Raw genomic sequence first — 25,581 nt, forward strand, 5'->3', positions numbered from 1 at the left:
CCGCAGGCGCGCTGCCGGGCCCAAAGCTGCAAGGGTGCTCGGCGCAGCCGGGCAACCGCAGGTGCGGGAGCTCCTCATCGCGCCACTTTGGATCAGGTCAGGTCTTTGTAGCTGATTTCGCGGGCATCCGCGCCCGGGCCGGTCTTTTCCCGGCGCACGATCAGGCGGTTCAGCGCGTGGATATAGGCTTTGGCCGAAGCCACGACGGTATCCGTGTTCGCCGACTGACCCGTGGCGATCATGCCATCTTCTTCCAGCCTGACCGAAACCGTGGCCTGCGCATCTGTGCCTTCGGTCACCGCATGAACCTGATACAGCTGCAAACGGGCCGTGTTGGGGTGAATCGCTCGGATCGCCTTGAAGGTCGCGTCTACCGGCCCGTCGCCATGTTCAGTTGCGATGACATCCTTGCCGTCGACTTCCAACTCGACCGTCGATTCCGCCTGCCCGCCGGTGCCGCAGGTGACTTTCATCGACACCAATTGCAGATAGTCGTCCGCCTCGTCCAACGTCATCAGCGCAATGAGATCGTCGTCGAACACTTCTTTCTTGCGATCCGCCAGATCCTTGAACCGCACGAAGATGTCTTTGAGTTGATTGTCGCCAACTTCAAAGCCCAGCGTTTCCAGTTTGTCGCGCAGAGCCGCGCGGCCCGAGTGCTTGCCCAGAGGCAGGGATGTGCCCGACAGGCCGATATCCTCGGGGCGCATGATCTCGAAATTGTCGCGGTTCTTGAGCATGCCGTCCTGATGGATGCCGCTTTCGTGGGCAAACGCGTTCTTGCCGACGATGGCCTTGTTGAACTGAACGTTGAAGCCCGACACGGTCGCGACCCGGCGCGAGATATGCATGATCTTGGTCGTGTCGATCCCGGTGTGGAAGGGCATGATGTCATTGCGCGTGCGCATGGCCATCACGACCTCTTCCAGGGCGGTGTTGCCGGCGCGTTCGCCCAGGCCGTTGATGGTGCATTCGATCTGGCGCGCGCCGCCGATGACCGCCGCCAGCGAATTCGCCGTCGCCATGCCGAGGTCGTTGTGACAATGGGTGGCGAAGATCACCTCATCTGCGCCCGGAACCGTTTCGATCAGGCGTTTAATCAGGTCTGCGGATTCCAGAGGCGCAGTATATCCCACGGTGTCGGGGATGTTGATGGTGGTTGCCCCGGCCTTGATCGCGATTTCGATGACGCGGCACAGGTAATCCCATTCGGTCCGAGTCGCGTCCATCGGCGACCACTGCACGTTTTCGCACAGGTTGCGCGCGTGACTGACCGTTTCGTGGATTTTGTCAGCCATCTCGTCCTGTGTCAGGTTCGGAATGGCGCGGTGCAGCGGAGAGGTGCCGATGAAGGTGTGAATGCGGTTCTGTTCCGCGTGTTTGACCGCCTCCCAGCAGCGGTCGATATCAGCGAAATTGGCGCGGGCCAGACCGCAGATACGGGCGTTCTTGGCGTTCTTGGCGATCTCGGACACCGCTTTGAAGTCACCTTCGGATGCGATCGGAAAACCGGCTTCGATGATGTCGACGCCCATGTCATCCAACAGTTCGGCAATCTCGAGCTTTTCGTCATGGGTCATGGTCGCGCCGGGGCTCTGCTCGCCGTCGCGCAAAGTGGTATCAAAGATCAAGACGCGGTCTTGGTCGGTCACGTTGGTCATGGGAATCTCTTTCTTGTCTGTCCTAAAGCCTGTTGGCGCGCTGGCGTCCTCCTCTGAGCGGGCGCGCCGGATGGCACGCTCAGAGGCGGATTAGGATCAGTAGGCCACGCAGAACCGCGCCGCGAAGGGCGGCTTTGGCAAAAGGGATATCTGCGCAGTTGATCATGTGTTTGAGGTTATACAGACGCCGCCGGGAATGAAAAGAACCAATTTTCGACAAGTTGCGGTGTAGGGGGTTGGAAATTCCCTGTCCCTTGATTGATCCGTCCTTGCCGCTAGCTGGTCACAGATGGATACTGCTTTGATCATTGGTGCGTCCGGCGGGATTGGTGCGGCCGTACGCGAGCAATTGGAGGCACGGGGCGTTGCGGTGACGTGCCTCTCGCGCTCTGTCGAGGGGTTCGATCTGATGGAACCAGATCGAGCAAGCCGGATGCTTGATCGCCTATCGGGCCCGTTCGATCTTGTTCTTGTCGCTTCCGGGGCGCTGGAGATTTCAGGCAATGCGCCCGAAAAGACCATTCGATCTGTTTCGGCAAGGGCAATGATGGACCAGTTTGCTCTGAATGCCGTTGGTCCGGCGTTGGTGCTAAGCCGGGCCCATCAGTTGTTGCCGCGGCAGCGGCGTTCGGTATTTGCTGTATTGTCCGCGCGGGTCGGGTCCATTGGCGACAATCGGATGGGCGGCTGGATCAGCTACCGCGCGGCCAAGGCCGCGGTCAATCAAATCGTCCACACTTCGGCAATAGAATTGGCCCGGACACACAAACAGGCGATATGTGTTGCGCTGCATCCCGGTACGGTCAAAACAGAGTTTACTCGGAAATATCTGGGACGGCATCCCGCCGTTGAACCCGGTGAAGCCGCGCGCAACCTGTTGTCCGTGATCGGCGGGTTGCGCCCGGCGGATACCGGTGGGTTCTTTGACTGGGCCGGAAAACCTGTTCCCTGGTGAGCGATCATTCGCCAGACGGATCTGGTTGTGCCGTCTCTGAATCCGGGTCTGTCTGCTGTGCCGGAGCGTCTGCGCCGCCCTGCCGGTCCGGGGTTTGATTTGGCAAAACACCGTTTTCCCAGATACCGGTTTCTTCTTGCCCGTTGGCATAGCGCATGGTTCCGCTGCCCTGCCTCTTGTTGTCGACAAAGTTGCCCTCATAGACGTCGCCGTTCGAATAGGTCGCAATGCCTTCGCCGTTGATTTTGCCCTCGGACCAGTCGCCGACATATTTGAACCCAGCAGGGGTCACGATTTCTCCTTTGCCGTGACGCTTTCCGTTCACGAAGTCCCCGGTGTATACCGTGCCGTCAGAGTATGTCGCCTTGCCTTTTCCCTGACGAACCCCGTTGACCCAGTCTCCGTCATAGATCGAACCATCCGCGCGGGTCATCACACCCTTGCCGTGGCTTTGTGCGTTTTTGAACTGACCCTTGTAGATCATGCCGGTGGCATAGGTCGCCGTACCCTGGCCTTCGATGACGCCGGCGATCCACTCACCCTCGTAAGTGGAGCCGTCGGGATAGGTGATGCGGCCGTTTCCTTCCGCCAGATCGGCCACGAAATCGCCCACGTAAACCGAACCGTCGGGATAGGTCAGCTCACCCAGGCCTTCTATCTGACCCTGGTTCCAGTCGCCGGTGTACACAAAACCATCGGTTCCGGTGAACGTGCCTGTGCCATGGCGGCGATCATCGACAAAGTCGCCCTCATAGACGTCCCCTGACGCGTGAGTTACTTTGCCTTTGCCCTGACGGCGCCCCTGCACAAGCTCGCCTTCATAAACATCGCCATTGGCATAGGTCAGGCGACCTGTCCCGGTGATCTGGTCCTGCGTCCATTCGCCTTCGTATACCATTCCGTCAGGCATTGTCTGGGTGCCCGTTCCATCGCGCAAGCCGACGTTGACATCGCCTTCGTAAACGCTGCCATCGGCATAGGTGATCGTGGCCTTGCCTTGCCGCTGACCGTCCACCCAGTCGCCATCGTATACATATCCGTCGGGAAAGGTCAGTTTGCCCTTGCCGTGCCTTTGTGCGTTCCTGAACTCACCTTCATAGCGCGAGCCATTGGCAAATTCAGCGATGCCCGTGCCGTTGATGGATCCGTTGGACCATTCACCGTCATAGCTGCTGCCATTGGCGTAAACGATCTTGCCGCGCCCGTCCGGCTGACCTTTGACGAACGCGCCTTCATAAACCGATCCATCCGGGTACTTGGTGACGCCCTGGCCCTGAATTTCGCCTTCCACCCACTGGCCGGTATATTCGAACCCGTTGGGCAGCCGATACGTACCCGTCCCGTGGCGCAGGCCATTCTCATAAGTGCCCTCGTAGACGCCGCCCACTTCGTCATCCTTGACGATAATCGTGCCGTCCTGCGCAAAAGCGGTCGCAGCTGCCAAGCTCATGGCCACAGCCCCAATTGAGTTTCGGATCACATTCATTTTGGTCCTGCCTGCCGGATCATCGTTGGTTGCATCCCTGGGCGCAAAACTAGGATACCGTCGAGGGCAGGGCAACGGGTTTTGCGGCATTGGCCTTTTACTCGCGCGATGATCTGCTAAATGGCAATAGGACTGACGAGGCAAGAGGGCAGCATGGCCGACCGTTTCCGCATCACTCTGGCGCAACTGAACCCGACCGTAGGGGATATCGACGGCAACGCGGCCAAGGTCGTTGCCGCGTGGGAACAGGGCAAGGCGGCGGGGGCCGATCTGGTGGCGTTCCCCGAGATGTTCATCACCGGATACAACACGCAGGATCTGGTGCTGAAGCCGGTGTTTCATCGCGCGGCCATGGATGCGGTCGAGACTCTGGCCGGGAAATGCGCCGATGGGCCCGCGATTGCCTTGGGTGGTCCGTGGGTCGATGATGGCAAGTTGTACAATGCCTATCTGATCCTGAAGGGGGGGAGGATCACCAGCAAGGTTCTGAAGCACCACCTGCCGAATGAGACTGTTTTCGACGAAGTGCGCCTGTATGATGCGGGTCCTCTGGGCGGTCCGTATTCGGTTGGCAACTTCCGGATCGGCAGTCCCATCTGCGAGGATGGCTGGCACCCGGATGTGGCGGAAACGCTTGAGGAAACCGGGGCCGAGTTTCTACTGATCCCCAATGGGTCGCCCTATTTCCGGAACAAATACGATGTACGTCTGAACCATATGGTCGCGCGCGTGGTCGAAACGGGCCTGCCGCTGATCTACCTGAACATGGTCGGCGGGCAGGACGATCAGGTCTTTGACGGCGCCAGCTTCGGTCTCAACCCGGGCGGAGAGCTGGCCTTCCGGATGCCGGTATTCGACGAAGTGGTTTCTCAGGTGGATCTTGAGCGCGGCGATGATGGCTGGCGCATTGTGCCGGCAGAAATCGTGCCCCAGCCGGATGTGTGGGAGCAGGATTATCGCGCGATGGTGCAGTCCCTGCGGGACTATATTGGCAAGACCGGTTTCAAAAAGGCAGTTCTGGGACTGTCCGGAGGGATCGATTCCGCCTTGGTGGCGACCATCGCGGTGGATGCCATCGGGGCCGACAATGTTCGCTGTGTGATGTTGCCGTCGGAATATACCAGCCAAGCGTCATTGGACGATGCCGAGGCCGTCGCCAAGGCGCTGGGTGTGCACTATGACCATGTGCCGATTTCGGAAAGCCGGGCTGCCGTCACCAACACGCTCGCTCCGCTATTTGCGGGGTTCGACGAAGGCTTGACCGAGGAGAACATTCAGTCGCGCCTGCGCGGGCTCTTGCTGATGGCGATCTCGAACAAATTCGGCGAAATGCTGTTGACCACCGGCAACAAGTCCGAGGTCGCGGTGGGCTATGCCACGATCTATGGCGACATGAATGGCGGCTACAACCCGATCAAGGATCTGTACAAGACCCGCGTGTTCGAAACCTGCCGCTGGCGCAACGCCAACCATCGAGACTGGATGATGGGGCCTGACGGAGAGGTCATTCGCCCGTCCGTCATCGACAAACCCCCAAGCGCCGAACTGCGCGAAGATCAGAAGGACAGTGACAGTCTGCCGGACTATCCCGTACTGGACGCGATACTTGACATTCTGGTCGATCAGGACGGCTCCATCGCGGATTGCGTCGCCGCCGGATTTGACGAGGCGGACGCGCGAAAGGTCGAGCACCTGATCTATATCAGCGAGTACAAACGGTTCCAGTCCGCTCCGGGCACGCGCTTGAGCAAGCGGGCATTCTGGCTGGACCGGCGGTACCCGATCGTAAATCGCTGGCGTGATCGTCGCTGAAATCGAAGCCAAACCCGTCAGATCGGAAACAGTGAAGTTTCTGTGTTGTGCATTGTTCCTTGATCGAGGGGCAAAGCCCGTGCAACCGTGCGAAAAAGGCCATCCCTGGCTTGCTTGGGTGACATTTTTCTGACACATTTTTGCTTGGAAGTTGCCCAATGTGGGGCGGATGCGACGCATTGCCGTTGATGGCGAAGGCTGAATGTGGCGAACGCAGCGTATCCGGGGTTGGATGTCTGAGTGAATGGTTTGGTGTTAAAATGTACGAGGATTATGAAAGATCGCTTCATGCGCCTTTGGAATGGCGCACAATGGAATCTCCGCCGCAAGTATTGGATGAAGAAAAGCTGGATGCAGCAATTGCCGATCTGTTGAATGAGCAGCGGAAGTCGGAAGATCAGAAAGCGGCCATGCTGCGGCCAGAGTTTCCGCAATTGCTTCCTCAGGAAGACGTGTCCGCGCAAGCGGCGCTGAAGGAAAACCGGTTGTCCGCGATCTTGCGCCAGAAATGGGCGGAACTGTCCGGCGCAGCGTAACCTTCGGCCCGCGCTTTTAACCTCAGGCGTCTGGGTCACAGATGCCGAAAATCGTATGTTGCGGTGGCAGTTTGTATTGCCCATGCTTTGTCTTTTGGTCTCCATAGCGGTCCAAGCGACAGAGTAAGGCCTATTGATGACCGCGCCCAAACCGACTCCTGTAGAACCTGATCTTGCCCTGCCCAAAACCATTGATGTCGTGGTCATCGGCGGCGGAATCATCGGCGTTTCAACCGCGTTGGAACTGGCAGAGCGGGGCGCTTCGGTTCTTGTGTGCGAAAAAGGGCAGATTGCAGCCGAACAAAGTTCACGCAATTGGGGTTGGGTCCGTCTTGGGATGCGGGACCCAAGAGAGATACCCCTGATGCAGGAATCGTTGCGCATCTGGCAGACGCTCGATGACCGGCTGGACCGCAAGACAGGTTACACCCGATCCGGTATCCTTTTTGGCGCATCCGGTAGGCGGGATGCCTGCAACATGGAACGTTGGCTGCACCATGTCGAAGGATTGCAGACCGGCGCGCGGATGGTTTCTGGCGGTGAGTTGGCAGACCTTTTGCACGACAACCAATCGGGCTTTGAAACCGCTTTGTACATGCCGCAGGACGGTCGTGCCGAACCGCAATGGACAGCCCCCGCCATTGCCGAAGCTGCGCGGGCTCGGGGCGCGGTGATCATGACGAATTGCGCAGTACGCAGTGTGGACATTCAGGCTGGACGTATCGTTGGCGTTTTCACCGAGCGCGGCAAAGTTGCCAGCGGCCGCGTCGTTCTGGCCGGGGGCGCGTGGTCGCGTTTGTTTGCAGGCAATGCGGGGATCGAACTGCCGCAGCTGAAGGTTCTGAATACGGTCCTGCGCACATCCCCCATCGCAGAGGGGCCCGAGACGTCGTTGTGGTCGGATGACTTTGCGATCCGAAAACGGGCCGATGGCGGTTACACAATTGCGTCTGGTTACGAAAATACTGTGGACATCGTGCCGGACAGTTTTCGATTGGCGATGCAGTTCCTGCCGGCTTTTGTGCAGGAGTGGAAATCTCTGCGCTTTCGCCTGTCCAAACGCTGGACGATCGAAGCAAAACAGGACCGGAGATGGCTGCCAACCGATGTGACGCCGTTCGAAAAGTGCCGGATCCTGGACCCTGAGCCGTCTCAAAAAACGTTGCGACGCGCCTGGGCCAGTGCATGCAAGGGATATCCCGCTGTGCAAACGGGCGAGATCGTACAAAGCTGGGCAGGTATGATCGATGTGACGCCGGATGCCATTCCCGTAATCTCGGGCGTGGATGATCTGCCGGGAATGTACATTGCCACGGGGTTTTCAGGCCATGGCTTTGGAATCGGCCCCGGGGCGGGGCGGCTGATGGCTGATCTGGTTACCGAAACAACGCCTTGCGTGGACCCGGCCGCCTTTCGCTTGTCGCGGTTCAGTGACGGTTCAAAAGTGCGGCCGGATCCGGGGTACTGAACGCTCAGCCCATCATCTGGTAGCTAACCGGGACAAAGCGAAAGCCTTCTCCACGGGTCTCAACATACCCGGCGCCGGGGAAGGGCATGTGATAGCCGACCATAGGCACCTTGTCGGCAGCCAGCATGCCAAGAACATCGCGGCGTGCGGCAGTGGCTGCGGCCTTGTCCATGTCAAACCGGACTTCCCATTCTGGATGGGCGAAAGACCAGACATAGTGGTTGGCCAGATCCGCCGTCAGCACCAGACGTTGCCCGTTGCTTTCCAAATGGTAGACCGTGTGGCCCGGTGTGTGGCCATAAGCGGCCACTGCGGTAATGCCCGAGGCAACCTCGCCCCCGTCTTCGACAAAGGTCATTTTCTCGGCCAACGGTGTGACTTTTTCAGCGACCAGATCGCCCACACGATTGCCTGCGTCCTGCGCAGCCCAGAAATCATATTCCGGAGAAGCCGTCACGTAGCGCGCATTGGCGAAGGTGGGCGCGCCTTCGGTGGTCATGCCACCGATATGGTCAGGGTGCATATGCGTTATCACGACCACATCGATCTGATCCGGGGTCACGCCCGCATCTGCCAGCGCGGCCTGTATGCCACCTTGCCCCAGACCGGTATCAAACAGAACCAGCTCTGATCCCGTGTTGACCAGTGAGGGGGTAAAGAAAAACTGTGCGACGTCTGCCGGAATGAAGTTTTCAGCCGAAACCTTGGCAAATTCTTCGTCCGTCGCTCCGCCCCCAAAAATCTCTTTGGCTCCGTCGCGTGGAAAGCTGCCATCCAGCAGGGTCGTGACCGTGAAATCGCCAATATGAAATGACCTGGCGATGGTCGAGTTTGCTTTGGTTTCCGGGCTGGCGGCCAGAACCGGTGCGGCCGCAGCTGCAAACGGCAAGGCGGCGGCACTTCCCAAAGCGGCGCGGCGTGTAAGTTTTATTGTCATCTTCGTTCTCCCTGTCAGGACATCTTTGTTGCAGTTAGGGCGTCGAGAGTCTCTTGCCAGTTTATACGCCATTCAGATGGGGTGCATGGATGAATAATACGTGTTAATTTTTGTTCATGGCGCGATCAGACAACAAGACAGTTCCGACAGATCAAAGCGTCGAGAATTTCCTGAGAACGGTTCAACCGGCGCGCCGTGCTGAAGACGCGCACCAGCTTGACAAATTGTTTCGCGCCACCACCGGGTTTAGCCCGGTCATGTGGGGCCCGTCGATCGTCGGGTATGGCCGCTACCACTATCGCTACAAATCGGGTCGTGAAGGGGTCTTTCTGGCAACCGGTTTTTCGCCGCGCAAATCAGCTTTGGTGATTTACATCATGCCGGGTTACGCAGATTTTGCGGATCTCATGGCCAGATTGGGAAAGCACAAGCTGGGCAAGTCCTGTCTTTACGTCAACAAACTGGCGGATATCGACACGGGCGTTTTGCGCGAACTCATTCGCGCCGGACTGGACGACCTCGACAGGGTGTGGCCGGTGAAACCTTTCTGAATCACCTGATGGATCAAGCGGCGGCTGGACAAAAACGCCCCCATGTGACAAGAGCCGCGCCAACAGGAGACACCCATGACAACCACCCGTTTCGCCCCGTCGCCCACCGGCTACATCCATGTGGGCAACCTGCGCACCGCCCTGATGAACTATCTGATTGCCCGCAAGGCAGGCGGTACGTTCATCCTGCGCATCGATGATACCGACCCCGAGCGGTCGAAAGAAGAGTATGTCGATGCCATCAAGCAGGACCTGGAATGGCTGGGTTTGCATTGGGACCGGGTCGAGCGTCAGTCGGACCGTCTGGACCGCTATGCCGAAGCGGCCGACAAGCTGCGCGCGATGGGTCGTTTGTACGAAGCGTTCGAAACGCCGACCGAGCTGGATCTGAAACGCAAGAAGCAACTGAACATGGGCAAGCCGCCGGTCTATGACCGCGCTGCGCTGAACCTGTCCGAGGCCGAGAAAGAGAAGCTGCGCGCCGAACGTGGCAACGGCGTCTGGCGCTTCAAGCTGGATCATGAACGTATCGAATGGAATGACGGCATTCTTGGCGACATCTCGATTGATGCGGCTTCGGTTTCCGATCCGGTTCTGATCCGTGGCGATGGCCAGGTTCTCTATACGATTGCGTCGGTTGTGGATGATACTGAAATGGGCGTGACGGATGTCGTACGGGGTTCGGACCATGTGACCAACACGGCGACGCAGATCCAGATCATCGAGGCGCTGGGCGGGCGTTGTCCGCGTTTTGCCCACCATTCTCTGCTGACTGGTCCGCAGGGTGAGGCATTGTCGAAACGGCTAGGCACGCTGGCCTTGCGCGATCTTCGCGAACAGGGTGTGCAACCGATGGCATTGCTGAGCCTTATGGCGCGTCTGGGCTCGTCTGATCCGGTTGAGCTGCGCTCGGAAATGGCCGAGCTGATCGAAGGGTTCGATGTAAACCGGTTTGGCGCCGCGCCGACCAAGTTCGATGTACAGGACCTGTTTCCGCTGACCGCCAGGCATTTGCAATCGCTGCCGCTGTCCGATGTGGCCAGTGCCGTTGCGGATGCAGGTGTTCCAGATGAATTGGCAGAACCTTTCTGGGCCATGGCCCGCGAAAACATCACCACCCTGGCCGATCTCAAGGGCTGGTGGGAGCTGTGCCGTGATGGGGCCGATCCCCTGATCGCTGATGAAGATCGGGAATTCATTGCCCAGGCGATGGCTTTGCTGCCCGAAGGTCCGTTCGATGGTGATACGTGGGGCACCTGGACCAAAGCCGTGAAAGAGGCAACCGGTCGCAAGGGCAAAGGCCTGTTCATGCCTCTGCGCAAAGCGTTGACCGGCATGGAGCGCGGCCCGGAAATGGCTGCGCTGATGCCGTTGCTACAGGTGATCCGCGCGCGCGGCTAACGTGGTGGCACACCAATTTTCTGGGCCACGTCATCGGCGTGGCCCATTTTTGTTACGCCGGCTGTACGAACCGCACCGATAAACTTGTCAGGCGGTCATCGATAAAATCACGTTCGACAGGTTTGAGTTGCTGATGGCGTGGATAACGCGGTTCGGCGCGATCATTCAGGATCGGGGCATCCCAGCCTGTTGTCGTCTCAAAGAAACGATCCGCGCCGTCTTCGCCGAACGCCCGCAAGTAACCCTGCACGACAACATCGATATAGCTGAGCAGCAACGGGTGGTGATTGCTGGGCTGGCTGTGCCGATCCTGCGGGACGGCGTAGACAGCTATTTCGACATCGTGCGTCAAGGGATGTGAAACCGACTGCGTTGCGGGAATTCGGTCATACGCCCATTCCCGTTCATCCAGCGCGGCCCAGTCATTATTGGGAACATGCGCAATCATGCCTTCGATCTCTGACTTCGGGTCGGGCACGGCAGTCAGAAACGCCACGGGTCGCAGATCGGTATGCCGCCATGCCCGCCGCCAACCCTTCAGTCGCGCGGGGCGTGGATCGGGGAAATCATGCGTCGCGAGGTTCACGAGGCTGCCATAGCCAAAGAAATATGGGTCGGCCATCCAAGAAGTGTCCTTTGGGTCGATTGATGTATGTCAAACCGCTTTTTTCCCGGACATGCAATAAGGTTGCATCTTGAATTTAGGGAGGCCCTCATGCGGATTACCAAAAGGACGAATATCGCTGTGCGCCTGTTGATGTATTGCGCAGCTCACCCGGACAGGCTGGTCACGAAATCCGAAATTGCCGAAGTGTGCAACATTTCGGAAAACCATCTGGCGCAGGTGATCAATCAGCTGAGCCAGCTGAACTATCTGAGCACGCAGCGCGGTCGTAACGGTGGCATGTCGCTGGCGCGCCCGGCGGATCAGATACGCATCGGTGCGGTGTTCCGGCATGTTGAAGGGGCTTTGCCCATTGCCGAGTGTTTCGCCGACGCTGACAACACGTGCCCTCTTACGGATGCCTGTCGGCTGAGGCTTGCGCTTCAGGACGCGGCAGAGGTGTTCTATGCGTCCCTGGACGATGTTACCCTGGATGCTTTGGTATGTGACAATGATCCGCTGCTGAGGCTCTTGCAGCCCGTGGCCTGCGTGCGCTGATTTCAATCGCTCGCGCGCAATATGCGCGCCGGACGCACCGAAAGTGGACGCAGGGCAAATGCCAGCCCAGCACATAACGTGACGCCTATCCCGGCCAGAACGATGCCGAAGGCCGATGACCAGATGACCGTGAACTCTGTGTCGAAGATGTAGGTGGCAACGGCCCAGCCGCCCAGAATGCCAACGAACAGCGCGACGCATCCCGCAGCGGCCCCAAGCAGAACAGATCGCAGGCCAAAGCTGCGCAGGATACTGCCACGATCTGCACCCAATGTCCTGAGGATCGCTGCTTCGTATCTGCGGGCAGGTTCGCCCGCCGCCGCTGCGCCGATCAGAACCAGAAATCCGGTCAGCAGCGATACTCCTGCACCGTACGAGGTCGCTGCGGCGATGCCTGCCAGCAGGCCCGAGACACGATCAATGGCGTCGCGCACCCGGATGGCCGTGATATTGGGGAACTGGCCCGCAAGATCCCGCAGGATGGCCGCCTCGGCCTGTTCTTCGGCATAGACCGTCGCGATAAAGCTGTGCGGCGCACCGGCCAGCGCAGAGGGGTTCATCGACATGACAAAGCCCATTCCCGCGGTAGAGAAATCCACCTCGCGCAGGGACGTCAGTTCTGCCGTGATGTCTCGCCCCAGGATATTGACGGTCAGTTGGTCGCCCAAGTTCAGGCCCATCTCTTCGGCTTCTTCGGCGGCAAAGCTGACCTGCGGCGCGCCTGCGTAATTTTCGTCCCACCATTCCCCTGCGGTCAAGCGTGTGTTCGGCGGCGGTTGAACCGAATAGGTCACGCCGCGATCCCCTTCCAGCACCCAGTGATCTCCGGCCACGTCCCGAGCGGGCCGGCCGTTGATCTGCGTGATGATCCCGCGCAACATTGGCGCGCTTTCAATGCGGCTGACCGCGGGGTCGCTTTGCAGGCGTTCGGTGAAGCCGGGCATTTGATCTTTCTGGATGTCCACAAAGAAGTACGACGGCGCAACATCCGGCAGGTTGCCCGAAATGGCGTTGCGCAGGGTCCCGTCGATCTGCCCGACCGCAGCCAGCACCGACAGGCCCAGCCCCAGTGACAGAACTACAGATCCTGCACCTTCGCGTGGGTCCGAGATGGCCGACAACGCCCATCTGACTATGGGCCGCCCGCGGGCCAACGAAGTCCCAGCCCGGGCCAGTTTGCGAATGGCATAAGCGGCGAGGGCCAACAGCGCCAGTGCACCGACAAGCCCGCCGCCGGTCCAGACAGTAAGCCGCGTCGAGCCGCTGAACCATGATGCCAGGGCGATCAGCAACAACAGCCCGGCACCCGTTGCCACGACGTAAATCAGACGTGGAAAGGGGCGGGCCGAGCTCAGCGCGTCGCGAAACAACGTCGCGGCGCGCACATCTTCGGTGCGGGCCAGTGGCCAAAGGGTGAACAGGAACGCTGTGAGCAGACCGTATATTGCTGCCTCGATCAGCGGCTGTGGATAAAGGGAAAACACTGCGGGAACCGGCAATTGGCTTTCCAGCAGCGGGGCCAGAACAAGCGGCGCCAATCCACCCAGCGTCAGGCCGATCGCGATCCCGAAGACGGACAGAACGCCAATTTGAATCATGTAGGTTTGAAAAATGGTGGCGCGATCGGCCCCCAAGGTGCGCAGAGTCGCAACCGTTTCCGTCTTCTGCCCCAGATAAGCACGCACGGCGGCAGAAACGCCGATGCCTCCGACGGCAAGCCCGGACAGCCCGACAAGGACAAGAAATGCACTCAGGCGATTGACGAACTCGGATATCCCGGGGGCACCGTTGCGTGCATCCGTCCAGCGCATTCCAGTGCCTTCGAATGCCGCGTCAGCCCTTGCGGATACATCCGAAAGATCTGCGTTCCGGGGCAGGATCATCCTGTACTTTGTTGAAAACAGTGTTCCGGGTTCCAGCAGACCGGACGCCTGCAACGCCTCGGTTCGTACCAGAGTACGCGGCCCAAGGCCAAACCCATCCGCCGCGCTGTCGGGCTCGTCCAGCAAGGCAGCCGTCAGGATGAACTCTTGCGTCCCAAGTGAAAACCGATCACCGACGGACAACCCAAGCCGGTCCATCAGCACAGGTTCCATCACGGCCCCGGGCAAGCCGAAACTGCCGTTCAGGGCATCTTCCAGCGGGATCTCGGGTTCCAGCCGTACCGAGCCGACAAGTGGGTACGCGTTGTCGACCGACTTGACCTGAGTCAGCGCTCGTTCCGGACCTGTCGCGCCGGGCACAACGGCCATCGAGCGGAAATCGACAACCTCGGACATCTGGACGGATGTCTGTTGCATCCAGGCGCGCTCTGCCTCATCGGCAAAACGATAGGTGAATTCAAGTTCGGCATCGCCCCCCAACAGCGAGGCCCCTTCTTGCGCAAGCCCAGCCTGTATGGCTTGCCGCACCGACCCGACGGCTGCGATGGCGGCGACCCCCAACGCCAAACAAGCCAGAAAGATCCGAAAACCACTCAGGCCTCCGCGTAGCTCGCGGCGGGCGAGCCGCCCGGCCATCCGCAGGCTCATTCCGCGGCCTCCTGCCGGGTCTCTTCGGTGATCCTGCCGTCACGCAACCGAACGACCCGATCACATCTTTCGGCCAATGAATGGCTGTGGGTCACCAGAACCAGGGTTGCATCGTATTTCCGGCGCAGACCAAACAGCAAATCAACAATTGCGGCCCCGTTGGTTTCGTCCAGGTTCCCGGTCGGTTCATCAGCCAACAGGATTTTGGGGCGCGGCGCAGATGCTCGTGCCAAGGCAACACGCTGTTGTTCTCCGCCCGACAGTTGCGCCGGGTAATGATCGCGACGGTGCGACAAGCCAACGGCGTCCAGCTCTTGCTCGGCCCGGTCGAACGCATCCTTGTGCCCTGCCAGTTCCAGTGGGGTTGCCACGTTTTCAAGCGCGGTCATTGTCGGGATCAGATGGAAGTTCTGAAACACCACCCCCATACTGTCGCGCCGAAACCGGGCCAGAGCGTCCTCATCCATGTCGGTAAGGTCTTGACCCAGCGCCATGATTTGACCGTGCGTCGCCTGCTCCAACCCCGCCATCAACATCAGCAGCGAAGACTTGCCCGAGCCAGAAGGCCCGATAAGCCCCAGCGTCTCGCCTTTGTTCACAGTCAAAGTGATGTCGTGCAGAATATCGACCCGCCCGGCATTGCCATCCAGTGACAAAGCGGCATTTTGGAGGGCGAGAACAGCAGTCGTCATGGGTCTACCCGAAAAAGGAGCGGTCTTTTGGGATATGGAGCGATCACTACGTTGCGCAAGGCTTTGATGGCAGGCCTTTTCACGTGGTGCGGTTTTGCGGCCACAGCCGAACAAGTGGTGATTGCGGCTTTGGGAGACTCGCTGACTCAGGGCTATGGGCTGGTGGAGGAGAACGGGTTTGTTCCGCAGCTTGACCGTTGGCTGCACGCGCAGGGGGTGGATGTCAGGGTAATCAACGCCGGGGTTTCGGGCGATACCACGGCGGGCGGGGCCGCGCGCGTGGATTGGACCCTGACCCCGGATGTGGACGGGATGATCGTGGCCTTGGGTGGGAACGATCTGTTGCGGGGAATCGATCCGGCCGTATCAAAGGCCAATCTGCGCAAGATCCTGGACGTGGCGCGGCGCGTGAATGTACCGGTTCTGCTGATCGGTATGCAGGCGCCGGGTAACTACGGGGCCGATTACAAGCAAGCTTTCGACGGAATGTACCCAGACTTGGCGAAGGAGTTCGAAGTCCTCTTCGCCGCCAGTTTCTTTGAAGGGCTTGCGGCCGAGGGCGACCCCGGTGCGGTATCGCAGTTCATGCAGCCGGACGGAATACATCCAAACGCGGATGGGGTGGCAAAGATCGTTGAATCACTGGGGCCGTCCGTTCTGAAGCTTGTTGATCAGGCGGGGCAAGCGGAATAGGCGCCCATCCATGGGCACTTAGACGACCGTGACAACTGTTCCGATCGGGACCCGGTTGTACAAATCGATCACATGCTCGTTCAGCATTCGTATGCACCCGTTGGACACCGCCCGGCCAATGGTCTGCGGCTGCGTCGTGCCGTGGATGCGGAAATAGGTATCGACACCGTTCTGGAACAGATACAGCGCGCGCGCGCCCAGCGGGTTATCTCCGCCACCGGGTTGGACATAGTCATTGTCCTTGAATTTAGCGTAAGCGACGGGATCACGTTCGATCATCTCATCGGTCGGGCGCCAGGTCGGCCATTCCTTTTTCACATCGATGGTGGCCGTGCCGGTAAACTCCAGCCCCGCCTTGCCGACGCCGCATCCATAGCGGATCGCCTTGCGAGATTCCGTCACGAAGTAAAGATAGAACGACCGGGGCGCGACCAGCAGCTGACCAGGTACGAACTGTTTCTTGATGCGCACGAATTGCGGTTTAGGATCATACTCGACCGCCTTTTTGGCGCTGGCGATGCCCGGCAACATGCTTGCTGCTGTTCCGGCCAGAAAAATACGGCGTGTAAACATCGAAACCCTCGTCGAATGACCAATGAAACTGAAACCAATTTCATCATGATACGATATTTGGTCAATTCTAGGGCAGACATCACGTGGACGTGATGTGACCTACCTGCCACCCGAGGTGGTGGCGGGAAAGGGGCGAGGGGGATCCCCTCACCCGATATCACGCTCAGGCCAGCTGGATGCTGTCGGCGCTTTCGCGGCCGTCACGACCGGCGCGCAGCTCGTACGTGACTTTCTGGTTGTCGGCCAGGCCGGTCAGGCCCGAACGTTCGACAGCCGAGATGTGTACGAATACATCTTTGCCGCCCTCTTCCGGTGCGATGAAGCCGAAGCCTTTGGTGGTGTTGAACCATTTTACGGTGCCTGCTGGCATATCCGTGTCTCCTGTTTGAGTGCTGCCCACGGAGTTGCGGCAGCCTGGCGTCGTCGGTCTGTATCGATAGACTGACTGCCGATGAAGGAGACAGTAGGTCGAATAGAAAAACGTAAGCTCTTTGCATATGGCATCGGGGCGGGGGTGTGACAAGGGATTTTGTTTGATTTCTACAAAGGCATGAGGGATTTCCGCCGTGTCCACAGGCCCGGGGAGGCTAGTTTTCTTTCACAGTGCCGCAGCCTTGCCCAGCATCCACGAACAAGTTGAACGGTCAATCCTAGTTATCACTGATGTCGTGCAGAGTGGTGTTCCTGTCACCAGATGGTCACCGCCTTTTTCACAGCAATGCAGGGCGCGATGCGGGTTGCGTCAATCGCGATCGCTTTCCCGTTCAGGCGTGGGCGATCTAGCCAGTCCCGATTCGGATGAAGGCACCTTAGTCGCGCCCGCGTTTGCACCGGGAGAATACCGGTTTGTGACGCGCGCATTCTTTGTCAACATCCCGCCCCAGAAAGTCGTCGCGATGGATAGAGACTGTCCCGCGCCACATGCCTGCCGTTGACACAAGGCATGCGCTGCGATTTCAGAAACGAAAGCGCCAGGCATGCCCGTTACCCATAAAGTGCGCGGGCCTCGGCGAAGGACAACAGACGACGGTTTTTCTCGTCCCACAGGTGAAGCCGCGCATTGGCGAGGCTTTCCCGGATGGTCATCCGGTTGCTGTTTGCCAGTTCTTCATGATCGCGCAGCACTTCGGTCAGGCGGTAGAACGGAATGCGGCTGTAGAGGTGGTGTACATGGTGGATGCCGATATTGGCACTGAACCACTGCAACACCGAGGGCAGGATATAGTGTGAACTGCCGTGCAGCGCCGCTTCGTGCAGTTGCCAGTCTGCATCCGCGTCCCAATGCGTGTTCTCGAACTGGTGTTGTACATAAAACAGCCAAACTCCGGCCGTTGCGGCAATCAGTGTCGACGGCAGAAAGATCAGCAACATCGGCATCAGCCCGCCAAAATAGTAGATGGCCACAAGGGCAATCAGAATGGCAAGATTGGTCGCCATCGCGCTGACCCAGAACCTGACGCTGTCCGTCAGGCCCAGCGGAAGGCGGTTTTGAAACAGGAACAGATAGCCTGGGCCAAGCACGAACAAGGTGATCGGGTTCCGGTACACGCGATACCAGAACCTGTTCAGTGGTGTTTTGGCGCGGTATTCCGCCACGGTCAGGGTGTGGACATCGCCCATCCCGCGCTTGTCCAGGTTGCCGGAACTGTTGTGATGCGTGGAATGACTGCGGCGCCAGACATCATATGGTGTCAGTGTCAGAACTCCGATGCCGCGCCCGATCCAGTCGCTGACGGCGCGGTTTTTGAAGAATGCGCCGTGCCCGCAATCATGCTGGATGGCAAACAAGCGCAACAGAAAGGCCGCATTGAGGGCGGAAATCACAAAGGCCAGCCAATAGCTGACTGAAAGTGACATCCAGGACAATGCCCACAGTCCGATAAAGGGGATAATGCTTACACCCAGCTCAAAAGCGCTGCGCATTTGGTCCGGTTCGCGATATTTGGCAAGCGTTGTTACCCAGTCACGTGCGGCGGTGGTCTCCGGCTTGTCGCGGAGCGAGAGAGAGGGTTCAGTCATACGCCTGCCAGTCAAGTGTTTGCTGGCCACCGGATAGACGACCACCCCGACATAGCAAGCGGTTTTTGCAAAAGTTGCTGCATTTCACGGTCACTTTTCGGTCAAAGGCCGGCAGAGGTGCCCTTTGCGTAACACTTGGCTCAAGACCTCATGCCGGCATCCCGGGGCGCAGGGCAATCTACAGGCTTGTCAAGTGCGGTTATCGGGCCTATACGCCTGCGGTGGCTTTCCGCCACGAGAATCAAAACCAAGAAATGCCGTGTTTGGCCCATCACGCTTCGGGGTCATATCCGGCTTAGGAGAAGCGACATGAAACTGAACGAACTGCGCGACAATCCAGGCGCCAGCCCGAAACGCACCCGCGTTGGCCGTGGTCCGGGTTCTGGCAAAGGTAAAATGGGTGGCCGTGGTATCAAAGGCCAGAAATCCCGTTCGGGCGTGGCCATCAACGGCTACGAAGGCGGCCAGATGCCATTGTACCAGCGTTTGCCCAAGCGCGGCTTCAACAAGCCGAACCGCAAGGAATTCGCCGTTATCAATCTGGGTCTGATCCAGAAATTCGTCGACGCCGGCAAGCTGGACGCTTCGGCTGCGATCACCGAAGACGCTCTGGTTGCGTCCGGTCTGGTGCGCCGCAAGCTGGACGGTATCCGCGTTCTGGCCAAAGGCGAAATCAGCGCCAAGGTGAACCTGGAAGTGACCGGTGCTTCGAAATCTGCCGTCGAGGCAGTCGAGAAAGCGGGCGGTTCACTGAAGGTCACAAAAGCTGCTGCGGCAGAGTAATCGCTTGTGAGCGGGCAAAGACCCGCTTACATAGACCTCAGAGTTTTCCAAGACGCCGTCCGAGCCGGAAAACGGTTCCGGGCGGCGTTTGCATAAGAGAGACCGATTTATGGTATCAGCAGCAGAACAAATGGCAGCCAACACAAGCTGGGCTGCTTTGGGCAAGGCCACCGATCTGCGCAACCGCATCCTGTTCACGCTGGGTTTGCTGATCGTCTATCGTCTGGGCACCTTTATTCCGGTACCGGGGATTGACGGAGCAGCTTTGCGCGAATTCATGGAGCAGGCGGGGCAGGGCATCGGCGGCATGATTTCGATGTTCACCGGCGGGGCGCTGGGGCGGATGGGTATCTTTGCCCTCGGCATCATGCCTTACATTTCGGCCTCGATCATCGTTCAGCTTCTGACATCCATGGTTCCCGCGCTCGAACAGCTCAAGAAAGAGGGCGAGCAGGGGCGCAAGAAGATCAACCAGTATACCCGGTTCGGCACCGTGGCTCTGGCCACCGTTCAGGCTTATGGTCTGGCCGTTTCGCTGGAATCGGGCGATCTGGCGACTGATCCGGGGCTCTATTTCCGCATGTCGACCATGATAACGCTGGTTGGCGGTACCATGTTCCTGATGTGGCTGGGTGAGCAGATCACTGCACGCGGGATCGGCAACGGTATCTCTTTGATCATCTTCGTCGGCATCATTGCCGAAGTTCCGGCTGCTCTGGCGCAGTTCTTTGCAAGCGGCCGCAGCGGTGCAATCAGCCCCGCCGTGATCGTTGGCGTGATCGTCATGGTCATCGCGGTCATCACCTTTGTGGTGTTCATGGAGCGCGCCCTGCGCAAGATCCACATTCAGTACCCGCGTCGTCAGGCCGGTATGAAAGTCTACGAAGGCGGCTCAAGCCACCTGCCGGTCAAGGTCAACCCTGCGGGTGTCATTCCGGCGATCTTCGCCAGCTCGCTGCTGCTGCTGCCGGTCACGATCTCGACCTTCTCGTCCGGTGCTGCCAACGGGCCGGTCATGTCGTGGCTGCTGGCCAATTTCGGCCCCGGACAGCCGCTTTACCTTCTGTTCTTTGCCTCGATGATCGTGTTCTTCGCCTATTTCTATACGTTCAACGTGTCGTTCAAACCGGACGATGTGGCGGACAACCTGAAAAAGCAGAACGGTTTTGTGCCCGGCATCCGGCCCGGCAAGAAAACCGCCGAGTATCTGGAATACGTAGTCAACCGCGTGCTGGTTCTGGGTTCGGCCTATCTGGCGGCGGTCTGTCTTCTGCCCGAAATTCTGCGGGGCCAGTTTGCCATTCCGTTCTATTTCGGTGGCACCTCGGTTCTGATTATCGTCTCTGTGACTATGGACACGATCCAGCAGGTCCAGAGCCACCTGCTGGCGCATCAATATGAAGGGCTTATCGAAAAGTCCCAGCTGCGCGGCAAAGGCAAGAAACGCGGCAGAAAGGGAGCTGCTCGTCGATGAACATCATTCTTCTGGGCCCCCCGGGGGCAGGCAAGGGAACGCAGGCGCGTCACCTGGTAGAGACCCGCGGGATGGTGCAGCTCAGCACCGGGGATATGCTGCGCGAGGCCAAGACCAGCGGAACCGAAATGGGCCAGAAGGTTGCTGCGATCATGGACGCGGGCAAGCTGGTCACCGATGAGATCGTGATCGGCCTGATTGAGGAAAAACTGACCACCGAAAAAGGCGCCGGTTTCATCTTTGACGGCTTCCCCCGCACTTTGGCGCAGGCCGACGCGCTGTCGGCTCTGCTTACCAAGCTGGGCCAGTCCCTGCACACCGTGATCGAGATGCGCGTGGATGACGATGCTCTGGTGGAGCGGATTACCGCACGGTCAACCTGCGGCGGATGCGGTGAGGTCTATAACGACAAGACCAAGCCGATCCCGGCTGACGGCAAGTGCACCAACTGCGGCAAGGAAAATGACTTCGTTCGTCGCGCCGACGATAACGAAGACAGTCTGCGCACGCGGTTGATGGAGTACTACAAGAAGACCTCTCCGCTGATCGGCTATTACTACGCCAAGGGCGATCTGCGCCCCGTGAACGGGCTGGCGGACATCAAGGAAGTCACAGCGTCGATCGAGGCCATTCTCGGCTGATTTCAATATGGGCTTGACGGCACCGCCAAAAGCCCATATCGACCCCCATCCCTAAAGGGAATCAAGACCGCGTGCGGGATTCGTCCCAACCGCCCCGACCACCTCGAATAATGCTGAACCCTCTGGCCACACTGCCACGGTAAAGCGTTGTGAAAAAAGGTTCTGGAGTTACGGAACCGCAACGAAAAGGAAAGTGACACGTGGCACGTATTGCCGGCGTAAACATCCCGACTGCAAAGCGGGTACCTATCGCCCTCACATATATCACCGGTATCGGAAACACCTCGGCCAAAGCGATCTGCGAAGCCGTGGGCATTGAAGCGCACCGTCGCGTCAACGAACTGTCCGACGCCGAAGTTCTGGCCATCCGCGAGCACATCGACGCAAATTTCACCGTTGAAGGTGACCTGCGTCGTGAAGTTCAGATGAACGTCAAGCGCCTGATGGACCTGGGCTGCTATCGCGGTCTGCGTCACCGCCGCAACCTGCCGGTTCGCGGTCAGCGTACCCACACCAACGCTCGTACCCGCAAAGGCCCCGCAAAGGCCATCGCTGGTAAGAAGAAATAAGGGAGGGTCTGACCGATGGCACGTGACAAGACTCGCGTTAAGCGCAAAGAGCGTAAGAACATCGCATCGGGCGTTGCCCATGTGAATTCGACCTTCAACAACACCAAGATCCTGATCTCGGACGTACAGGGCAACGCCATCTCGTGGTCGTCGGCCGGTACCATGGGCTTCAAGGGATCGCGGAAATCGACCCCCTACGCCGCTCAGATGGCTGCCGAAGACGCAGGCAAGAAGGCGCAGGAACATGGCGTCAAGACGCTGGAAGTCGAAGTTCAGGGCCCCGGTTCGGGCCGTGAATCGGCACTGCGCGCGCTGGCTGCCGTGGGCTTCAACATCACGTCGATCCGCGACGTGACACCGATTGCTCACAACGGCTGCCGTCCGCCGAAGCGTCGTCGCGTCTAAGCGATTTTGAATTGAGCTGGGGCTGTGTTTCTGCACGGCCCCAGCACGTCATTTTGAACCTCGGGCGTCTGCACCTTGTTGGTCATGGGGCGCGGACAGGAATGGAGGGATTACATGATCCACAAGAATTGGGCAGAATTGATCAAGCCGACCCAGCTGGAAACCAAGCCGGGCAATGATCCTGCACGTCAGGCCACCCTGGTTGCCGAACCGCTGGAGCGTGGCTTTGGTCTGACCCTGGGCAACGCCCTGCGCCGCGTCCTGATGAGCTCGCTGCAAGGTGCGGCCATCACCAGCGTCCAGATCGACAACGTCCTGCACGAGTTTTCGAGCGTGGCAGGCGTTCGTGAAGACGTCACCGACATCATCCTGAACCTCAAGCAGGTTGCCCTGCGCATGGAAGTCGAAGGCCCCAAGCGCCTGTCGATCAATGCCAAAGGCCCCGCGGTCGTCACTGCGGGTGACATCAGCGAAAGCGCCGGCATCGAGGTTCTCAACCGCGATCACGTCATCTGCCACCTCGATGATGGCGCTGACCTGTTCATGGAACTGACCGTCAACACCGGCAAGGGCTATGTCTCGGCCGAGAAGAACAAGCCCGAAGACGCACCCATCGGCCTGATCCCGATCGATGCGATCTATTCGCCGGTCAAAAAGGTCGCCTATGACGTTCAGCCGACCCGTGAAGGTCAGGTTCTGGACTATGACAAACTGACCCTGAAGATCGAAACCGACGGTTCGATCACGCCCGAGGATGCACTGGCCTTTGCCGCTCGTATCCTTCAGGATCAGCTGTCGATCTTCGTCAATTTCGACGAGCCGGAATCGGCAAGCCGTCAGGACGAGGACGATGGTCTGGAGTTCAACCCGCTGCTGCTGAAGAAGGTGGACGAGCTGGAACTGTCGGTCCGTTCGGCAAACTGCCTGAAGAACGACAACATCGTCTATATCGGCGATCTGATCCAGAAGACCGAAGCCGAGATGCTGCGCACCCCGAACTTCGGCCGCAAGTCGCTGAACGAGATCAAGGAAGTGCTGTCCGGCATGGGGCTGCACCTGGGCATGGATGTCGAGGATTGGCCGCCGGACAACATCGAAGATCTGGCGAAGAAATTCGAAGACGCGTTCTAAGCGCGTCTTCCCCAATGCCCGGCCCGAAGTGGGAATATCCGGGGACCAAATGGGCATTCCCGCCCCAAGGAGAGCCGGTGACACGCATCGCCGGCCAGACAAAGCAAAACGCGAAAGAAGGAACTGAAAAATGCGTCACGCACGTGGTTACCGCCGCCTGAACCGTACTCATGAGCACCGTAAAGCTCTGTTTGCGAACATGGCTGGCTCGCTCATCGAACATGAGCAGATCAAGACAACTCTGCCCAAGGCTAAAGAACTGCGCCCGATCATCGAAAAGCTGGTCACTCTGGGCAAGCGGGGCGACCTGCACGCCCGCCGTCAGGCTGCCTCGCAGCTGAAAGAAGACAAAGACGTCGCAAAGCTGTTCGAAATCCTGGGCCCCCGCTACGCCGAGCGTCAGGGCGGTTACGTCCGTATCCTGAAAGCAGGCTTCCGCTATGGCGACATGGCGCCGATGGCGATCATCGAGTTCGTTGATCGTGACGTCGATGCCAAGGGCGCGGCCGACAAAGCCCGCGTTGCCGCCGAAGAGGCAGCAGACGAAGAATAAGATCTGACCCAAGGTCACGGTCGAACCTCCGTTCGGGAAACCGGACGGAGGTTTTTTCGTTATGGCATGTCCGACATGTTGCGGGGCATACCCGACCGCCGACTTGCAATTCAGATTTTGTGTCAGCATATCTGGGCCAATCGCAAAAAACGGAGCCACCATGATCCGCGTAATGCTGACCCTTGTTGCCTTGACCTGCGCGACGCAAGGAATGGCCGAAACGAAAGTTCCGCAGTCACAGGCCGAGATTTCGTTGGGATTTGCCCCGGTCGTGAAACAGGCATCGCCGGCGGTTGTGAATATCTATGCCAAGATCGTCCGGCAGGGCCGGGCAAGCCCGTTTTTCTCGGACCCGTTCTTTCAGGATTTCTTTGGCCGGGGGTTTGGCGAACCACGTCAGCGGGTTCAAAACTCGTTGGGTTCCGGTGTTATCCTGACTGACGATGGGTATGTTGTTTCCAACTATCACGTGGTCGGATCCGCGACCGAGATCCGGGTCGTCACCACGGATCGGCGCGAGTTTTCGGCCGAGGTTGTGCTGGGCCATGAGGAAAGCGATATTGCGATCCTGCGGCTGAAAGAGGCCGAAGACCTGCCCTACCTGACCCTTCGCGATTCCGATCAGGTCGAGGTTGGAGAGCTGGCCCTGGCCATCGGAAACCCGTTCGGGGTGGGGCAGACGGTGTCGTCCGGCATCATCTCGGGGCTGGCGCGCACGGGCACGGCAACCGGGAATGGCCGCGGATATTTCATCCAGACGGATGCGGCAATCAATCCGGGCAACTCCGGTGGGGCGCTGATCGATGTGAATGGCCAGCTGATCGGGATCAATACCTCGATTCTGACCCGATCGGGTGGGTCAAACGGAATAGGCTTTGCCATCCCCGCCAATCTGGTGGCGCAATTCCTCAAGCAGGCGAAGCAGGGAAACGAAACCTTCGTCAGCCCGTGGGCGGGAATGTCGGGTCAACACATGAGCGCGGATATCGCGGAATCCCTTGGTCTGGCCATCCCGTTGGGCGTTGTGATCTCTGATCTGCATGAGCTCAGCCCTTTGCGCGACGCAGGGTTCAGAGTGGGCGACGTGGTAACCCATGTGGACGGGGATGAGGTCAATTCGCCTGCCGAGATGAAGTTTCGGATGTCGGTCGCCGGAGTGGGCGGAACCTCGGTTCTGACCCGTCTGCGCGGCGACCAAAGTGAAGATGTTGAGGTGGCGCTTATCAAAGCCCCCGATGTTCCGGCCGCCGAGGAAACGACGTTGAACGACAGAACCGTTCTTCCGGGGTTGGTGGTGTCCCGGGTCAACCCCGCGGTGATCACCAGGATGGGATTGTCGCTGTCGCTGACCGGTGTCGTCGTGGTGGATCCCGGCCCGTATGGCGGAAGGGCGGGTTTGCGAACCGGTGATATTCTTGAAAGCATCAATGCCGATGAGATCCAGCGCCCACAGGACGTTGAGACCGCGCTGACCGATCCGGGCCGTTACGTGCAGATAGGTCTGGTGCGCGGGGGGCGGTCCGTCTCTTTGCGGTTCCGGTTGTGACC

Annotated in this window: 25 protein-coding genes; 16 read left to right on the plus strand and 9 right to left on the minus strand. The window is 59.1% G+C overall.

From position 1 onward, the window contains the following. Nucleotides 1-92 precede the first annotated feature (92 nt). On the minus strand, nucleotides 93-1,661 hold the full coding sequence (locus ACR0A2_RS21335) for a 2-isopropylmalate synthase (protein WP_171229742.1): 1,569 nt from the start codon (nucleotides 1,659-1,661) through the stop codon (nucleotides 93-95). Between the two features lie 289 nt (nucleotides 1,662-1,950). On the opposite strand from ACR0A2_RS21335, the gene ACR0A2_RS21340 reads away from it, so the two are divergent. Next, nucleotides 1,951-2,616: an SDR family NAD(P)-dependent oxidoreductase gene (locus ACR0A2_RS21340; protein WP_480837172.1), complete on the plus strand. Its 666-nt coding sequence runs from the start codon at nucleotides 1,951-1,953 to the stop codon at nucleotides 2,614-2,616. 4 nt (nucleotides 2,617-2,620) lie between these two features. Here ACR0A2_RS21340 and ACR0A2_RS21345 read toward each other — a convergent pair whose 3' ends face one another. Then, nucleotides 2,621-4,066 carry an MORN repeat-containing protein gene (locus tag ACR0A2_RS21345; RefSeq protein ID WP_480837174.1) on the minus strand — a complete coding sequence of 482 codons (1,446 nt, stop codon included), beginning with the start codon at nucleotides 4,064-4,066 and terminating at the stop codon, nucleotides 2,621-2,623. Nucleotides 4,067-4,255: 189 nt separating this feature from the next. On the opposite strand from ACR0A2_RS21345, the gene ACR0A2_RS21350 reads away from it, so the two are divergent. The 3 genes from ACR0A2_RS21350 (at nucleotide 4,256) to ACR0A2_RS21360 (ending at nucleotide 7,918) form a co-directional block, all read left to right on the plus strand. Continuing rightward, complete coding sequence (locus tag ACR0A2_RS21350) at nucleotides 4,256-5,914, plus strand: NAD+ synthase (protein ID WP_480837176.1); 1,659 nt, start codon at nucleotides 4,256-4,258, stop codon at nucleotides 5,912-5,914. A gap of 188 nt (nucleotides 5,915-6,102) precedes the next feature. Beyond that, a complete protein-coding gene (locus ACR0A2_RS21355) occupies nucleotides 6,103-6,450 on the plus strand; it encodes a hypothetical protein (RefSeq protein WP_480837177.1) in 348 nt (115 codons plus the stop codon). Nucleotides 6,451-6,586: 136 nt separating this feature from the next. After that, nucleotides 6,587-7,918 (plus strand): NAD(P)/FAD-dependent oxidoreductase, encoded by a 1,332-nt coding sequence (locus ACR0A2_RS21360; protein WP_480837179.1) that lies wholly within the window; start codon nucleotides 6,587-6,589, stop codon nucleotides 7,916-7,918. Nucleotides 7,919-7,922: 4 nt separating this feature from the next. On the opposite strand, the gene ACR0A2_RS21365 is transcribed toward ACR0A2_RS21360, so the two are convergent. Then, complete coding sequence (locus tag ACR0A2_RS21365; RefSeq protein WP_171171063.1) at nucleotides 7,923-8,855, minus strand: MBL fold metallo-hydrolase; 933 nt, start codon at nucleotides 8,853-8,855, stop codon at nucleotides 7,923-7,925. 116 nt (nucleotides 8,856-8,971) lie between these two features. Here ACR0A2_RS21365 and ACR0A2_RS21370 point away from each other — a divergent pair, with 116 nt between their 5' ends. Together ACR0A2_RS21370 and gltX are read left to right on the plus strand one after the other, a co-directional pair. Beyond that, the gene (locus tag ACR0A2_RS21370; protein WP_171206006.1) at nucleotides 8,972-9,406 is read left to right on the plus strand and encodes a DUF1801 domain-containing protein; all 435 of its coding nucleotides are present in this window, start codon (nucleotides 8,972-8,974) and stop codon (nucleotides 9,404-9,406) included. Nucleotides 9,407-9,481: 75 nt separating this feature from the next. Continuing rightward, complete coding sequence (gene gltX / locus ACR0A2_RS21375) at nucleotides 9,482-10,807, plus strand: glutamate--tRNA ligase (protein WP_480837181.1); 1,326 nt, start codon at nucleotides 9,482-9,484, stop codon at nucleotides 10,805-10,807. 52 nt (nucleotides 10,808-10,859) lie between these two features. Here gltX and ACR0A2_RS21380 read toward each other — a convergent pair whose 3' ends face one another. After that, complete coding sequence (locus tag ACR0A2_RS21380; protein ID WP_171641730.1) at nucleotides 10,860-11,429, minus strand: gamma-glutamylcyclotransferase family protein; 570 nt, start codon at nucleotides 11,427-11,429, stop codon at nucleotides 10,860-10,862. Nucleotides 11,430-11,522: 93 nt separating this feature from the next. On the opposite strand from ACR0A2_RS21380, the gene ACR0A2_RS21385 reads away from it, so the two are divergent. Next, entirely contained in the window at nucleotides 11,523-11,969 is a 447-nt protein-coding gene (locus ACR0A2_RS21385) for an RrF2 family transcriptional regulator (RefSeq protein WP_170346430.1), read from the plus strand. A gap of 2 nt (nucleotides 11,970-11,971) precedes the next feature. Here the strand turns inward: ACR0A2_RS21385 and ACR0A2_RS21390 are convergent, their stop codons facing one another. Together ACR0A2_RS21390 and ACR0A2_RS21395 are read right to left on the minus strand one after the other, a co-directional pair. Next, nucleotides 11,972-14,500 carry an ABC transporter permease gene (locus ACR0A2_RS21390; RefSeq protein ID WP_480837184.1) on the minus strand — a complete coding sequence of 843 codons (2,529 nt, stop codon included), beginning with the start codon at nucleotides 14,498-14,500 and terminating at the stop codon, nucleotides 11,972-11,974. Beyond that, nucleotides 14,497-15,192, minus strand: coding sequence for an ABC transporter ATP-binding protein (locus ACR0A2_RS21395; RefSeq protein ID WP_480837186.1), 696 nt, complete (start codon nucleotides 15,190-15,192; stop codon nucleotides 14,497-14,499). The genes ACR0A2_RS21390 and ACR0A2_RS21395 overlap by 4 nt, the downstream gene beginning before the upstream one ends. Nucleotides 15,193-15,258: 66 nt before the next feature. Between ACR0A2_RS21395 and ACR0A2_RS21400 the strand changes: the two genes are divergently transcribed. Then, on the plus strand, nucleotides 15,259-15,885 hold the full coding sequence (locus tag ACR0A2_RS21400) for an arylesterase (RefSeq protein WP_480837188.1): 627 nt from the start codon (nucleotides 15,259-15,261) through the stop codon (nucleotides 15,883-15,885). 18 nt (nucleotides 15,886-15,903) lie between these two features. Here the strand turns inward: ACR0A2_RS21400 and ACR0A2_RS21405 are convergent, their stop codons facing one another. From ACR0A2_RS21405 to ACR0A2_RS21415, 3 genes are all read right to left on the minus strand, one after another. Further along, nucleotides 15,904-16,458, minus strand: coding sequence for a L,D-transpeptidase (locus ACR0A2_RS21405; protein WP_480837190.1), 555 nt, complete (start codon nucleotides 16,456-16,458; stop codon nucleotides 15,904-15,906). A 163-nt stretch (nucleotides 16,459-16,621) separates the two neighbouring features. Further along, nucleotides 16,622-16,828, minus strand: a complete 207-nt coding sequence (locus tag ACR0A2_RS21410) for a cold-shock protein (protein ID WP_152456904.1) — start codon at nucleotides 16,826-16,828, stop codon at nucleotides 16,622-16,624. 614 nt (nucleotides 16,829-17,442) lie between these two features. Beyond that, nucleotides 17,443-18,477, minus strand: coding sequence for a fatty acid desaturase (locus ACR0A2_RS21415; protein ID WP_480837192.1), 1,035 nt, complete (start codon nucleotides 18,475-18,477; stop codon nucleotides 17,443-17,445). 309 nt (nucleotides 18,478-18,786) lie between these two features. Here ACR0A2_RS21415 and rplO point away from each other — a divergent pair, with 309 nt between their 5' ends. From rplO to ACR0A2_RS21455, 8 genes are all read left to right on the plus strand, one after another. Further along, nucleotides 18,787-19,260 carry a 50S ribosomal protein L15 gene (gene rplO, locus ACR0A2_RS21420; protein WP_152456906.1) on the plus strand — a complete coding sequence of 158 codons (474 nt, stop codon included), beginning with the start codon at nucleotides 18,787-18,789 and terminating at the stop codon, nucleotides 19,258-19,260. 109 nt (nucleotides 19,261-19,369) lie between these two features. Continuing rightward, a complete protein-coding gene (gene secY, locus ACR0A2_RS21425) occupies nucleotides 19,370-20,734 on the plus strand; it encodes a preprotein translocase subunit SecY (RefSeq protein ID WP_152456907.1) in 1,365 nt (454 codons plus the stop codon). Further along, the gene (locus tag ACR0A2_RS21430) at nucleotides 20,731-21,375 is read left to right on the plus strand and encodes an adenylate kinase (protein ID WP_152456908.1); all 645 of its coding nucleotides are present in this window, start codon (nucleotides 20,731-20,733) and stop codon (nucleotides 21,373-21,375) included. Before secY ends, ACR0A2_RS21430 begins: the two co-directional genes overlap by 4 nt. Before the next feature lie 200 nt (nucleotides 21,376-21,575). Then, on the plus strand, nucleotides 21,576-21,944 hold the full coding sequence (gene rpsM, locus ACR0A2_RS21435; RefSeq protein ID WP_008757392.1) for a 30S ribosomal protein S13: 369 nt from the start codon (nucleotides 21,576-21,578) through the stop codon (nucleotides 21,942-21,944). 15 nt (nucleotides 21,945-21,959) lie between these two features. Further along, nucleotides 21,960-22,349, plus strand: a complete 390-nt coding sequence (rpsK, locus tag ACR0A2_RS21440) for a 30S ribosomal protein S11 (protein ID WP_008757289.1) — start codon at nucleotides 21,960-21,962, stop codon at nucleotides 22,347-22,349. A gap of 114 nt (nucleotides 22,350-22,463) precedes the next feature. Then, nucleotides 22,464-23,480, plus strand: a complete 1,017-nt coding sequence (locus tag ACR0A2_RS21445; RefSeq protein WP_480837195.1) for a DNA-directed RNA polymerase subunit alpha — start codon at nucleotides 22,464-22,466, stop codon at nucleotides 23,478-23,480. Between the two features lie 130 nt (nucleotides 23,481-23,610). Further along, nucleotides 23,611-24,033: a 50S ribosomal protein L17 gene (gene rplQ, locus ACR0A2_RS21450; RefSeq protein ID WP_480619746.1), complete on the plus strand. Its 423-nt coding sequence runs from the start codon at nucleotides 23,611-23,613 to the stop codon at nucleotides 24,031-24,033. Nucleotides 24,034-24,193: 160 nt separating this feature from the next. Then, nucleotides 24,194-25,579, plus strand: a complete 1,386-nt coding sequence (locus ACR0A2_RS21455) for a trypsin-like peptidase domain-containing protein (RefSeq protein ID WP_480837197.1) — start codon at nucleotides 24,194-24,196, stop codon at nucleotides 25,577-25,579. Nucleotides 25,580-25,581 lie beyond the last annotated feature (2 nt).

The sequence above is a fragment of the Ruegeria sp. H8 genome (assembly GCF_056532905.1).